This window comes from Alistipes sp. Marseille-P2263, from assembly GCF_018101075.1.
Classification (GTDB): domain Bacteria; phylum Bacteroidota; class Bacteroidia; order Bacteroidales; family Rikenellaceae; genus Alistipes; species Alistipes dispar.
In genome coordinates, this window is the sequence record NZ_JAGQEJ010000008.1 from 129,708 (window position 1) to 143,451 (window position 13,744).

Genomic DNA, 13,744 nt, shown 5'->3' on the forward strand with positions numbered 1-13,744 from the left:
CCCGGAAACCACGCGGGACTACGCCGCAAACCCGCAGGGAGCGCCATTCAGGGGGCTACTCCCCATCCCGCTCCGCCCGGCGGTCGGCGGCGTACTTCCGGCACCACGCGCTGATGCCGCACTCGCCGCACTTCGGGGCACGGGCCGTACAGACGTAGCGGCCGTGCAGGATCAGCCAGTGATGCGCGACGGGCAGCAGATGGCCCGGAATATGCTTCTCGAGCGTCAGCTCGGTCTGGAGCGGCGTCTTCGAGCCGGTCGTGAGGCCGATGCGCTCCGACACGCGGAAGACGTGCGTATCGACCGGCATCACCTCCTTCTGCCACAACACCGCCCCGAGCACGTTGGCCGTCTTGCGGCCCACGCCGGGCAGCCGCTGCATCTGCTCCAGATCGGACGGGACTTCGCCGCCGAACTCCGAGCAGAGCATCCGCGCCATCGCCGCGAGGTTCTTCGCCTTGTTGTTGGGATAGGAAATGCTCCGGATGTAGGGATAAATCTCTTCGGCCGTGGCCTTCGCCATCTCGAACGGGGTCGGGAAGGCTTCGAACAGGGCCGGCGTGGTCATGTTCACCCGCTTGTCGGTGCACTGCGCCGAGAGGATCACCGCCACCAGCAACTGGTAGGGGTCCTTGTAGCGCAATTCGCTTTCGGCCGCGGGCATGTGCTCCGAAAACCAGGCGACGATGCCGTCGTAACGCTGTCTGACAGTCATATCTTCTTCTTTTTGGATCGGCGGAACAGAATCTTCTTCACCAGCAGCCCCGCCCCTTCGGGGCAGAGCGCCAGACGGGGACAGGCGCGCAGGTCGCGCCACCAGCGGGCGAGGTACTCCCCGACCGGACCGTTGTACGACAGCACCCACAACGCCACGGAGGAGCGCTTGCGCAGCAGGGCGAAGCGGCGGCTGCCGTCGCCGTAGCGGGCGTCGAACCAGAGGCTTATGTCCATGAGCGAGTCGCAGAAGGCGATCCTCCGGCGGTAGGCCGTGCTGTGGCTCACGCTGTCGGGCAGGCGGCGGTGCACGGCCGTCACGACCGGAAGGTAGCCGATCCGGCTGCGGGCCGCGAACCAGAGCCACATCGGCGCGTCGTCCGTACACCACTCGGGATGCTCCGCGGGGCGCACCTCGTCGTAATAGCGGGCGATCAGTTCCCGCCGCGCCACGGTCGTGCAGTTGCAGATCGTCAGACTGCGGAGCAGGCGGCCGAAATCGGTGAAGTGCACCTCCTCGTCCGGCTCCCGGCGGCCCGTGGCCTGATAGAAGTTGTCGGCCCGCGTGTAGCACATGCCGCACGCCGGGTCGGCCTCCAGCAGATCGACCTGCCGCTGCAGCTTCCCGGGGTCGCACCACCAGTCGTCGCCGTCGCAGTAGGCCACGTACTTCCCGCGGCACGCCTCGAAGGTGCGGAGGTAGTTGGCCCGCCAGCCGATGTTTCCGGGCCCCGTCACCAGCCGCACGCGGCCGGGGCAGGCGGCGGCGTACTCCTCGGCGATCGCCCGCGTGCGGTCCGTGCTGCAATCCTCGCCCACGACCAGCTCCACGGCGAAATCCGTCCGCTGCGCGAGCACCCCTTCGATCGCCTCCCGCAGGTAGGGTTCGTGGTTGTAGGCGGTCATGCAGACCGATACGAGCGGCGTCTGCATCGTCATCCGAGTTTGGTCAGTTTGGCGAATTTGGCCAGCAGCGTCTTCTCGCCGGCGTTGTCGAACGCCACCACCAGCTTGTGGTCCGTGGCCAGGGTCTCGATGCGGCGCACGATGCCCACCCCGAACTTCGGGTGCTCGACACGCTCTCCCACGGCATATCCGCCGCTCGCGGGCGCCGCACTCCCGACCGCCGGTCCGCCGTCCATCGCCTGCCGCACGCCGACGCGGCGCATTCCGTCCACCGAGGGGCGCGGCGGCTGCACCAGCGCCGGATCGGGCGCGGCGGAACGCTGCGCGCGGGGTTGCGACTGCGGCTGCGCCGGGCGCGGAAAACGCCGCGCAACGCCCGACTCGCCGTCGGAGGGGGCGCCGAAACGGCCGCCGCCGTAAGCGCTCCGGCCGGCCGAACCGCCGCCGTAGGCTCCCCGTCCCGCCGCGTCCGGACCTCCTCCGGACCGGACGCCGGCATTGCCGCCGCGCGGACCGCCGTAACCGCCCGCGCCGTCCTGCCGCCGCTGCTGGTAACGGTAGTCGTACCGGCGGCGCAGCTCGTCGAGCGCCGAGGGGCCCTCCCCGTCGTCGGCCCGGCGGCGCACCGCCTCCTGAGCGAAATCGACGTCGGACTCCACATACCGCGGGTCGATCTCGCGCAGGAAGCAGCTCGGCCGCGAGAACTCCATGTTGCCCCACCGGAAACGCATCTCGGCATAGGAGAGCGTCGCCGCGACCTTGGCCCGCGTGAGGGCCACGTAGAAGAGCCGCCGCTCCTCCTCGATGCCGTCGGCCGACTCGGCGGCCCGCAGCGACGGGAAGAGGTTCTCCTCCATGCCCACGATGTAAACGTATTCGTATTCGAGCCCCTTGGCCGAATGGACCGTCATCAGCGTCACCTTGTTCCGGTCCTCGGGGTTGTCCTTGTCCATGTCGGTCATCAGCATCATCTGCTGCAACCACTCCTCGATGGTGGCCTCCTCCCCGGGGCTGCGCTCGCCGTTGCGGATTTCGGCGTCGCAGCGCTCCCTGAATTCCTGCATCGAGTTGAGCAGCTCCTCGATATTGTCCAGCGCCGAAGCCGCCTCGGGCGTGTTCTCCGCACGGTAGGCGGCCAGAATGCCCGACCGCGAGGCGATCTCCAGGCCGAAGTCGTACAGTCCCTTGTCGTTGCGGGCCAGCGACAGCGAACGGATCATCGCCACGAAGTCGGCCGCCTTGCGGGCGATGGCCCGCTGCACGGCGTCGGCCGCGGGTTCGGCGACCAGCGCATCGACCGCCTCCCACATCGACACGCCCCGTTCGGCGGCCAGTTGCGCGATGCGCTGCACGGTCGTGTCGCCGATGCCCCGCGCGGGGTAGTTCACGATGCGCCGGAACGCCTCGTCGTCGCGCGGGTTGATGACCAGCCGGATATAGGCCAGCATGTCGCGGATCTCCTTGTGGTCGTAGAACGACGAACCCTTGTAGATGCGGTAGGGGATGCCGCGGCGGCGGAGGTTGTCCTCCAGCACGGCCGACTGGTTGTTCGTGCGGTAGAGAATCACCGCCTCGGACCATTCGGCGCCCGCCGCACGCACCTTGTCGCGCAGGTCCGAAACGACCATCTCGGCCTCCTCGCGGTCGGTGTAGGCCTTCAGGATGCGGATTTTCTCCCCTTCGGCCCCTTCCGAGAAGCAGTGCTTCTCCATGCGCTTCGAATTGCGGACGATCACCGAGTTGGCCGCATCGACGATCGTGCGCGTCGAGCGGTAGTTCCGTTCGAGCTTGAAGACCTTCGCCGAGGGGTAGTCCTTCTGGAAAGAGAGGATGTTCTCGATCTTGGCCCCGCGGAACGAGTAGATCGACTGCGCGTCGTCGCCCACGACGCAGACTTTCGAATGGGTCTGCGACAGACGGCGGATGATGACGTACTGCGCATAGTTGGTGTCCTGGTACTCGTCCACCAGAATGTATTTGAACTGCTCCTGGTAGCGCGCCAGCACGTCCGGACAGTCGCGCAGCAGCACGTTGGTTTGCAGCAGCAGGTCGTCGAAGTCCATCGCCCCGTTGTGTTTGCAGCGCCGGCAGTAGATGTTGTAGATGTTGCCGAACTCGGGAATCTGCATCTGCCGGTCCTCGGCCGCATAGGCCGAATTGGCCAGATAGGCCCCGGGGGTCACCAGACAGTTTTTGGCATAGGATATGCGCGAAGCCACGGCGTTGGGCTTGTACTTCTCGTCCGGAAGGTTCAGCTCGCGGACCACGGTCTTGACCAGGTTCCGGCTGTCCGAGGAGTCGTAGATCGTGAACGACTCGGGGAAGCCGATCCGTCCGGCGTTTTCGCGCAGGATGCGCGAGAAGACCGAGTGGAAGGTTCCCATGCGGATATGGCGGCTGCGGTTGTCGGGCAGCATCTGCGCGATGCGTTCGCGCATCTGCTCGGCGGCCTTGTTCGTAAAGGTCAGGGCGAGTATGTTGAAGGGCGCCACGCCCCGCTCGATCATGTAGGCGATGCGCGAGGTCAGCACGCGGGTCTTGCCCGAGCCGGCCCCGGCGATGATGAGCGACGGGGAGTCGAAATTGACCACGGCGTCCCGCTGGGCCGGATTGAGCCCTTGCAGGATTTTCGATTCGTTGGATTCCATGCGGGCAAAGTTAATAAGAATCGGCGAAGAATTTTTCGGGAAAAATAATAACTTTGCATGACGAACGTTAAAAGGGTAACCGCGACAACGATACAACAAACGATAAAACATGAGCGAAGTCATCAACATCAAGGAACTCAACGAGCGCATCGAACGCGAATCGGTCTTCGTCGATACGCTGCGCACCGAAATGGGCAAGGTCATCGTCGGACAGAGCCATCTGGTCGATACGCTGCTGATCGGTCTGCTCTCCAACGGACACATCCTGCTCGAAGGCGTGCCGGGACTCGCCAAAACGCTGGCCATCACCACGCTGGCCCGTGCCGTGGATGCCGGGTTCTCGCGCATCCAGTTCACTCCCGACCTGCTGCCCGCCGACCTGCTGGGCACGCTGATCTACTCGCAGAAGAACGAGGATTTCGTGGTCAAGAAGGGTCCCGTCTTCGCCAACTTCGTGCTGGCGGACGAGATCAACCGCTCGCCGGCCAAGGTGCAGTCGGCGCTGCTCGAGGCGATGCAGGAGCGGCAGGTGACCATCGGCGACGACACCTACCCGCTGCCGCAGCCCTTCCTCGTGCTGGCCACGCAGAACCCGCTCGAACAGGAGGGAACCTATCCGCTGCCCGAGGCGCAGGTGGACCGTTTCATGCTCAAGGCCAAGATCTCCTACCCCAACAAGCAGGAGGAGCGCGACATCGTGCGCATGAACCTCGCCGGCACGGGCATGCCCGCGGTGAACAAGGTGATCGCGCCCGAAGACATCGTAAAGGCCCGCAAGGTGGTCGAGGACGTCTATATGGACGAGAAGATCGAGAAGTACATCATCGACATCATCTTCGCCACGCGCGAGCCGGCCGAGTACAACCTCGGGAAGTTGCAGAACCTGATCGCCTACGGCGGCTCGCCCCGTGCGTCGATCTCGCTGGCCAGGGCCGCCCGCGCCTACGCCTTCATCCGCCGCCGCGGCTACGTCATCCCCGAGGACGTGCGCGCCGTCTGCCACGACGTGCTGCGCCACCGCATCGGCCTGACCTACGAGGCCGAAGCCGAGAACATCTCCTCGGAGGAGATCATCACCGACATCCTGAACAACGTAATCGTACCCTGACGATGCAGGAGAGCGAAAACGATATTCTGAAACGGGTCCGGAAGATCGAAATCAAGACGCGCGGTCTTTCGAACGAGATCTTCGCCGGAAAGTACCACACGGCTTTCCGCGGGCGGGGCATGTCGTTTTCCGAAGTGAGGGAGTACCGCGCCGGCGACGACGTGCGCGACATCGACTGGAACGTGACGGCCCGCTCGCGCAAGCCCCACATCAAGGTCTATGAGGAGGAGCGCGAGCTGACGATGATGCTGCTCGTGGACGTCTCCGCGTCGCGCATGTTCGGCACGACGGAGCGGCTCAAGAAAAACATCATCACCGAAATCGCCGCCGTGCTGGCCTTCTCGGCCGCGCAGAACAACGACAAGGTGGGGTGCATCTTCTTTTCGGACAAGGTCGAGAAGTTCATCCCCCCGAAGAAGGGGCGCAGCCACATCCTCATGATTATCCGCGAGCTCATCGGCTTCCGCCCCGAATCCGCGGGCACGAAGCTCTCCGAGCCGGTGCGCTTTCTGACCAACGTGAACAAGAAGCGCTGCACGACCTTCATCCTCTCGGACTTCATGGACTCCTCGCAGGACCGCTCGGCCCTCGACGACGCGCTGAAGATCGCCGGCGGACGGCACGACCTGGTGGGCATCCGCATCTACGACCCGCGCGAGACGGAGCTGCCCGACGTGGGCATCGTCGAGCTGCGCGACGCCGAGACGGGGCGCAAGGTCTGGGTGGACACCTCCTCGCGCGCCGTGCGCGAGCACTACGCCGAATCGTGGAGACGGCGCAGCGCCGGCATCGAGCAGACGCTCAAGCACAACCGTATCGACACGGCGACGATCTCCACCGACGGGGACTATGTGGCCGAACTGATGAAACTCTTCAAACAGCGATGAGACGACTCTTAGCAACGCTCCTCCTGCTGGCCGGCGTGCCGGCCGCGGCGCAGAACACGCCGACGGTCACGGCGCACGCCGAACCCGACAGCATTCTGATCGGCGACCGCTTCGATCTGGTGATCGACGTGGAGAAGGACCTCGTGCAGGTGGTGGAGTTCCCGGAGTTCGAGGACCGGGACGGCAAGATCGAGGTGGTCGAGAGCCTGCCGGTCGATACGCTCGAACGCGACGGACGCCGCCTGAAGCTGCGCAAGCGCTACCGCCTCGCGGCCTTCGACGAGGGCCGTTACAACCTCGGCACGGCGCGGGTGCTCTACGCCGACAAGAACATCCTCGACACGCTTTCGAGCCGCGACTCGGTCTATCTCGAGGTGACGACGTTCCAGATCGACTCCACGTCGCAGTCGATCTACGACCTGAAGGGACAGCGCACCCTGCCGTTCCGGTTCCGCGAGATCCGCGGCTACGTCCTTTGGAGCCTGCTGGCGCTCGCGCTGCTGGCCGCCGCGGCCTACGCCCTCCACCGCTGGCTCGCGGCCCGCGGCAAACGGCTCGGCGACCTGTTCAAACCCGCCCCGCCGCTGCCGCCGCACGTCGCGGCCATCCAGGCGCTCGAAGCGCTCCACAACCAGAAACTGTGGCAGAACAACCGCCACAAACAGTACTATTCGGGGCTGACGGACATCCTGCGCACCTACATCGCGGCGCGCTGGGACATCGGAGCGATGGAGATGACCTCCGACGAGATCATCGACGCGATGCGCGCGGAGGAGCTTCCGGACAAGGCCCGCATGGACCTCACGGCGATCCTGCGCGACGCCGATCTGGTGAAGTTCGCCAAGGCGACGCCGCCGGCCGAGGAGAACGAGGCCGACTATCTGAAAGCCTACTACTTCGTCGAGGAGACCAAACCCGTCGAGGAGGAGACCCCGGCCGGAGAGGCGGACCCGACGCAAAACTAAACCGCGACAACGATGCAGAAGTCACTCTATACGCTCCTGTTCCTGCTCACGGCCGCCGCGGCCGGAGCGCAGCAGATGCCCGAACGTTCGCTGGTCCGCAAAGGCAACCGGCAGTACGCCAAGGGCAATTACGAGGAGTCGATCCGCCGTTACGAACAGGCGCTCGAAGCCGTCCCGGGGCAGTTCGAGGCCACCTACGACCTCGGCAACGCCCTCTACAAGGCCGAACGCTTCGACCGCGCCGAACAGACCCTCCGGCAGGCCGCCGCCGACACGCTGCGTCCGGAGACGGAGCTGGCCGAAGCCTATTACAATCTGGGCAACGCACAGTTCAAGCAGCAGAAGTACAAGGAGGCGCTCGAAAGCTACAAGCAATCGCTGCGGCTGAACCCGTCCGACATGGAGGCCAAGTACAACTACGCCTACACCAAGCGGCTGCTCGACCAGGACCAGAACGGCGGAGGCGGCAACGACCAGCAGAACCAGGATCAGAATCAGAACCAGGATCAGGATCAGAATCAGAACCAGGATCGGAACCAGCAGGGGCAGCAGAATCCGCAGCAGGGACAGGGACGGCAGGACCCGCAGCAGGGGCAGCAGGACCGGAAGGATCCCGGGCAGGACGGAAACCCGCAGCAGCCCCCGCAATCCGACAAGGGGGAGCAGGGCGACGCACAGGGTTCGCCGCAGCAGGCTCCGGGCATCTCGCCGCAGGAGCAGGAGCAGATTCTCGACGCCATTCAGGCCCAGGAGGACAAGACGCAGGAGAAACTCAAGGAGAAACGGGGCGTCGTGGTCCGCGGCAGGAAGAACTGGTAAAAAAACGAAACGACCATGCAATTCGCATCACCCCATTATCTGTGGCTGCTCACGCTGCTCGCGCCGATGACCGCCTACTACGTCTGGCGCACGATGCAGGGCGGCGCCGCGATCCGGATTTCGACCGTGGCAGGCGTTCTGCACGCACCGAAGACCGTGCGCCACTACCTGCGCCACCTGCCCTTCGCGCTGCGTGCGGCGGCCTTCGCGCTGCTCGTCGTGGCGCTGGCGCGGCCGCAGGACATCGAACAGAACGTCCGCACGAACACCGAGGGCATCGACATCGTGCTGGCCATCGACGTCTCGGCCTCGATGCTCGCCCGCGACTTCCGGCCCGACCGCATCACGGCCGCCAAGGAGGTGGCCGGCTCGTTCGTCGCCGACCGCTACGGCGACCGCATCGGACTGGTGGTCTTCGCCGCCGAAGCCTTCACGCAAAGCCCCCTGACCACGGACCAGAGCACGCTCCAGACGCTCCTGGCGCGCATCCGCAGCGGACTGATCGACGACAGCGGCACGGCCATCGGCAACGGACTGGCCACGGCGATCAACCGCCTGCGCGAGAGCGAGGCCAAGTCGAAGGTCATCATCCTGCTGACCGACGGCGTGAACAACCGCGGACAGATCGCTCCCATGACCGCCGCCGAAATCGCCCGGGCGCAGGGTATCCGCGTCTATACGATCGGCGTCGGAACCGAAGGCACGGCCCCCTACCCGGCGGTGGACATCTACGGACAGCCCACGGGCGACGTGGTGATGGCCAAGGTCGAGATCGACGAGAAGACGCTCGGCGCCATGGCCGACCTGACGGGAGGCAAATACTTCCGCGCCACGGACAACGCCAAGCTCAAAGCCATTTACGACGAAATCAACCAGTTGGAAAAGAGCAAGGTGGAGGTCACCGAGCGCATCTCCTACCACGAGCGGTTCCTCGTGTGGGCACTGGCGGCCCTCGGAGCCCTGCTGCTCGAATTCCTCCTCTCGAATCTCGTGCTGAAACGGATTCCGTAAAGAAAAGACCGCTATGTTCCGATTCGCAAATCCGCAATACCTCTGGCTGCTCGCAGCCGTCCCGGCGCTCGTCGCGCTCTTCTGGCTGGCGATGCGCAACCGCCGCAGGCGGCTCGCCCGCTTTGGCCGCCCGGAGACTCTCGGCGAACTGATGCCCGAGGTCTCCACCGGGCGCGTGAAATTCAGGTTCGTCCTCTTCTGCACCGCCGTGGCGCTGACGGCGCTGGCCGCGGCGCGGCCGCAGTTGGGCTCCAAACTCCGCGAGGAGAAGGCGCAGGGAATCGAGATGATGCTCGCGGTGGACGTCTCGAACTCAATGCTCGCCGAGGATTTCGAACCCAACCGCCTCGAACGGACCAAATACGCCATCGGCAAGCTCTTCGAAGGGCTGCGGCAGGACCGCGTGGGACTGATCGTCTTCGCCGGCGAGCCGAAGGTGCAGTTGCCGATCACCTCCGACTACCGCATGGCGCGGGCCTTCGCGCGGCGGATCGACCCGTCGCTCGTGCCGGTGCAGGGCACGGCCGTCGGCAAGGCCCTCGAACAGGCGCTGCTCGCCTTCTCGGGCGAGACGGAAGCGGGGCACGGCCGCGTCGTGGTGCTCATCACCGACGGCGAGAACCACGAGGACGACGCCTTGGCCGTGGCCGAACGCGCCGCCCGGCAGGGCATCCGCATCTACACCATCGGCATCGGCACGCCCGAAGGCGCGCCGATCCAGATCGACGGCGAATTCATCAAGGACGAGCAGGGCGAGATGGTCGTTTCGAAGCTCAACGAGGAGATGCTCTCGAAGATCGCCGAGACGACGGGCGGCGCCTACGTTCGCGCCACGAAGCAGGACATCGGCCTGGACGAGATCGTGCGGGAGATCAACGACATGGAGCGCTCCGAGCTTTCGACGGTCCGTTTCGAGGAGTTCAACGAACAGTACCAATACCTGCTCCTGGCGGCGCTCGTACTGCTCCTGGCGGAATTCCTGGTGCTCGACCGACGGAATCCGCTGCTGGCGCACCTGAACATCTTCCGCGAACCGGAACGGAAAGAGCCCGGCCTATGACCCGGTTCAAGGACAAATGCGTGCCCGTCACCGGCGGTTCCGGCATCGGGCGTATCACGGGACGGACGGCCCTCGGACGCGACCGCACGCCCCGCGGCATCCCGCGGGGATTCCATCCGCGCCGCTTCACGCAGGGCGCGCTCCCGCGTACCTGTTCGGTCCCGTCATAGACCGCCGGGCCGGCATTTGCCGCACGACGGACCGCTTCACCGGATAAAACGATCCCCACCGCCATGCCTCTGGAAAACACCTCCGCCGAACGCATCGCGGCGATCCACGCCGCACAACGGGACTATTTCCGCTCGGGAGCCACCCTCCCGGCCGACTTCCGCCGCATCATGCTCCGAAGGCTGGAGCAGGCGCTGCGGCAATGGGAGCGGCGGCTCTGCGACGCCCTGTGGCAGGACCTGCGCAAATCCCCCGAGGAGGCCGGCCTCACCGAGCTGAGCATCGTGCGGAGCGAAGTGAGGAACCACCTCCGCCACCTCGGCCGCTGGATGCGCCCCGAGCGGCGGCCCTCGCCGCTCAAGCTCTTTCCCTCGGCGAGCCGCATCCTCTCCGAGCCGCTCGGCACGGCGCTCATCGTCTCGCCGTGGAACTATCCCGTGCAACTGCTGCTCAACCCGCTCGTCGGAGCCATCTCGGCGGGCTGCACCGCCGTGCTGAAACCCTCGCCCTACACGCCGCACGTCTCGGCGACGCTCCGCGCGATGATCGGCGAAATCTACGACGAGCGCTACGTCGCCGTCGTCGAGGGCAACCGCGACGTCAATACGCTGCTGCTGGACCGGCGCTGGGACCTCGTCTTCTTCACGGGCAGCCCCGCGCTGGGGCGGATCGTCATGGCCGCCGCGGCGCGGCACCTCACGCCCGTCATACTGGAGCTGGGCGGCAAAAGCCCCTGCATCGTGGACCGAGGCGCCGACGTGGAGACCGCCGCGCGCCGCATCGCATGGGGCAAGACCCTCAATGCGGGGCAGACCTGCATCGCCCCCGACTACCTGCTGCTCCACGAATCGCTCGCCGATGCGTTCCCCGCGGCCTACGCCCGGGCGCTGCGGCGCCTGCACGGCGACGACGCCCGGCAAAGCCCCCACTACGTCCGGCTGGTGAACGACCGGGCCTTCGACCGCGTGGCAAGCTACCTCGCGCAGGGTACGGTCCGCCTCGGAGGCCGCACCGACCGCGCGGAACGTTACATAGAACCCACGCTGCTCACGGAGGTCGATCCCCTCGCCCCGGTCATGCGAGAGGAGATCTTCGGCCCCGTGCTGCCGGTCGTCCCGTTCCGGACGACGGACGAGGCTGTGGCGTTCGTCACCGAACGCGAAAAACCGCTGGCGCTCTACTACTTCGGTCCCGAAAAAAGCGGCCGCGAAGTACTGCGGCGCACCTCTTCGGGCGGAGCCTGCCTCAACGACACGATCATGCACATCGCCAACGAGCACCTGCCCTTCGGCGGCGTGGGCAATTCGGGCATGGGCCGCTACCACGGCCGCGACAGCTTCGACGCCTTCTCGCACCGCCGTGCGGTGGTCGAGACGCCGACCTGGATCGACCCGCCGTTCCGCTACATGCCCTACAAACTCTTCCGCTACGTAAAGCGCATCCTCTGACCGCCGCACGGAGGCGGAAAACGACCGCCCGGGGCCCGGGCCGGAACGGCCGCGCGGAGGGCCGACGGCCGCACGGAGGAAAAATGCGTCGCCGCCGCAGGTTTTTCCCGCCGAAATACCTATCTTTGCCGTGCAGGTCCGCTCTGTCGCTGCCGGCCGCCGGCCGGGAGAGGAAAGTCCGGGCAACGCAGAGCGCCACGCAAGCTAATGACTTGACAGCCGTGAGGTTGTGGGAGCGTAACAGAGAACGACCGCCCGCAGGCGGGCATTCGCGGAACGGACGGAGCCTTCGGGGTTCCGGGCCGCGCTCCGGAGAGTGTCCGGCGGGTAAGGGTGAAAAGGCGGGGTAAGAGCCCACCGCGGGGGCAGCGATGTCGCCCGGCAGTACGTCCCGTGGGTTGCAAGACCGTGTATACCGGCAATCAAGGGTTGCTCGCCCGATGTCGGGGGGTAGGTTGCTTGAGACGGCGGGAGACCGCCGCCGTAGATAAATGACAGAGACCCGGGGTCCGCCCCGGGGACAGAACCCGGCTTACAGGACCTGCACGTACGAAGGGGCGCCGCTTCCGAGCGGCGCCCCTTCCGTTCGCGTCCGGGCCGCACGCCCTACATCAGCCCCATGCGCCGCCGGGCGAACGGCACGACCCACGCGGGGGACTGCTCGAGGGCGAGCAGGTCGCGCATGTAGTCCATGTAAGGCTCGGCATGGCGGAAATAGCGGAAAAGCCCCTCGCAGAGCGAATTCTTGCGGCAGCCGTCCGACCCGGTCTCGAACCGGTGCTTGGGACATTCGCCGCGGCAGGCGAAGTAGTACCGGCAGCGCAGGCATTCGGCCGGCAGCGCGTTGCGTTTGGCCAGTCCGAAGTCGATCCGGCGGCGCGAGCGGTAGATCTCCGCGAGCGGCGTCTCGCGGATGTTCCCCAGCAAGTATTCGGGATAGACGAAGTGGTCGCACGAATAGACGTCGCCGTTGTGCTCGACCACGAGCGCATCGCCGCACGTCTCGCCCATCGAGCAGACGCCCGGCTGCACGCCGCACCACTGGGCCAGCGTGGCGTCGAAGAGCTGCACGAAGCACTGCCCCACATCGCTGACGACCCACTCGTCGAAAATATCGCACAGAAACGTCCCGTAGCCCTCGGCCGTCACCGACCATTCGGCCGGCCGCGCCCCCTGCGTCTCCGGCGAAACGATCAGCGGACGGTGCAGCCCCGCGCGATCGACGACATGCTCCACGGCGGGCAGAAACTGCATGTAGCGGCTTCCGACCGTATCGCGGAAGAAGCGGTAGATCTCCGCGCCGCGCCCCTCGCAGGCCCGGTTCACGACGCTCAGCGTATTGTACTCCACGCCCGTCCGCCGGAACATCCCGACCGTCCGCATCACGCGCGCGAAGGTGGGGCGCCCGCCCTTCGTCCGGCGGAACGCGTCGTGAATGTCCTCCGGCCCGTCGAGCGACAGCCCCACCAGGAAGCCGTTTTCGGCGAAAAGCTCGCACCACGCCTCGTCCACCAGTGTCCCGTTGGTCTGCAACGTGTTCTTGATCCGCTTGCCCGCGGCGTATTTCCGCTGGAGCGCCACGGCCCGGCGGTAGAAGTCCCTGCCGAGCAGCAGCGGCTCGCCGCCGTGCCAGCAGAAGGTCACCACGGGAACCTCGTTGGCCTCGATGTACTGCCGGATGTAGAGCTCCAGCAGGTCGTCCGCCATCACCGCCTGCCGGCCGCCGTACTGTGCGGCCTTGTCGAGGTAGTAGCAATAGCCGCAATCGAGGTTGCAGGCAGAACCGGCCGGCTTGAGCATCGTCGAGAACGCCACGGGGCCCGCCTGTTTCTCCGCATCGCGGAAAGTGAAAATATCCTTGTTCTTCATCGTCCGGACGAGTTTACGGCCCAAAGATAGGAATAAAACCGCCGTCCTCCGCTCCGGACGGAGCAAAAGAGGCGGGTGGCCTCCGACGGCGACGCGCCGCATACAGATCGAAACGCGGAGGAATTACGGAACATTTCGTTT

General features: G+C 65.9%; 12 protein-coding genes and 1 other RNA gene. 9 read left to right on the top strand and 4 right to left on the bottom strand.

The genetic code is table 11. The annotated features are described in order from the left end of the window. Window positions 1-55: 55 nt before the first annotated feature. Genes nth through KB554_RS10500 form a run of 3 tightly spaced genes read right to left on the bottom strand, consistent with a single transcriptional unit; the run spans window position 56 to window position 4,268 of the window. Entirely contained in the window at window positions 56-715 is a 660-nt protein-coding gene (gene nth, locus KB554_RS10490) for an endonuclease III (RefSeq protein ID WP_211036005.1), read from the bottom strand. Beyond that, window positions 712-1,653: a glycosyltransferase gene (locus KB554_RS10495; protein WP_333844592.1), complete on the bottom strand. Its 942-nt coding sequence runs from the start codon at window positions 1,651-1,653 to the stop codon at window positions 712-714. Before KB554_RS10495 ends, nth begins: the two co-directional genes overlap by 4 nt. Continuing rightward, window positions 1,650-4,268, bottom strand: coding sequence for a UvrD-helicase domain-containing protein (locus KB554_RS10500; protein ID WP_211036006.1), 2,619 nt, complete (start codon window positions 4,266-4,268; stop codon window positions 1,650-1,652). The genes KB554_RS10495 and KB554_RS10500 overlap by 4 nt, the downstream gene beginning before the upstream one ends. 109 nt (window positions 4,269-4,377) lie before the next feature. Between KB554_RS10500 and KB554_RS10505 the strand changes: the two genes are divergently transcribed. The 9 genes from KB554_RS10505 (at window position 4,378) to rnpB (ending at window position 12,285) form a co-directional block, all read left to right on the top strand. Further along, on the top strand, window positions 4,378-5,376 hold the full coding sequence (locus KB554_RS10505) for an AAA family ATPase (RefSeq protein ID WP_141428416.1): 999 nt from the start codon (window positions 4,378-4,380) through the stop codon (window positions 5,374-5,376). A gap of 2 nt (window positions 5,377-5,378) precedes the next feature. Beyond that, on the top strand, window positions 5,379-6,263 hold the full coding sequence (locus tag KB554_RS10510) for a DUF58 domain-containing protein (protein WP_141428415.1): 885 nt from the start codon (window positions 5,379-5,381) through the stop codon (window positions 6,261-6,263). Further along, on the top strand, window positions 6,260-7,228 hold the full coding sequence (locus tag KB554_RS10515) for a hypothetical protein (protein ID WP_141428414.1): 969 nt from the start codon (window positions 6,260-6,262) through the stop codon (window positions 7,226-7,228). The genes KB554_RS10510 and KB554_RS10515 overlap by 4 nt, the downstream gene beginning before the upstream one ends. Before the next feature lie 12 nt (window positions 7,229-7,240). Then, window positions 7,241-8,047, top strand: coding sequence for a tetratricopeptide repeat protein (locus KB554_RS10520; protein ID WP_211036007.1), 807 nt, complete (start codon window positions 7,241-7,243; stop codon window positions 8,045-8,047). 15 nt (window positions 8,048-8,062) lie between these two features. Continuing rightward, window positions 8,063-9,058 (top strand): VWA domain-containing protein, encoded by a 996-nt coding sequence (locus tag KB554_RS10525; protein ID WP_141428412.1) that lies wholly within the window; start codon window positions 8,063-8,065, stop codon window positions 9,056-9,058. 13 nt (window positions 9,059-9,071) lie between these two features. Next, window positions 9,072-10,118, top strand: coding sequence for a VWA domain-containing protein (locus KB554_RS10530; RefSeq protein ID WP_141428411.1), 1,047 nt, complete (start codon window positions 9,072-9,074; stop codon window positions 10,116-10,118). Further along, window positions 10,115-10,288, top strand: coding sequence for a hypothetical protein (locus KB554_RS10535; RefSeq protein WP_211036008.1), 174 nt, complete (start codon window positions 10,115-10,117; stop codon window positions 10,286-10,288). The genes KB554_RS10530 and KB554_RS10535 overlap by 4 nt, the downstream gene beginning before the upstream one ends. A 63-nt stretch (window positions 10,289-10,351) precedes the next feature. Next, window positions 10,352-11,734, top strand: a complete 1,383-nt coding sequence (locus KB554_RS10540; protein ID WP_211036009.1) for an aldehyde dehydrogenase — start codon at window positions 10,352-10,354, stop codon at window positions 11,732-11,734. Between the two features lie 130 nt (window positions 11,735-11,864). Beyond that, window positions 11,865-12,285: RNase P RNA component class A (gene rnpB / locus KB554_RS10545), an RNA gene on the top strand. Between the two features lie 55 nt (window positions 12,286-12,340). Here rnpB and KB554_RS10550 read toward each other — a convergent pair. Then, a complete protein-coding gene (locus KB554_RS10550; protein ID WP_211036010.1) occupies window positions 12,341-13,603 on the bottom strand; it encodes an anaerobic sulfatase maturase in 1,263 nt (420 codons plus the stop codon). Window positions 13,604-13,744 lie beyond the last annotated feature (141 nt).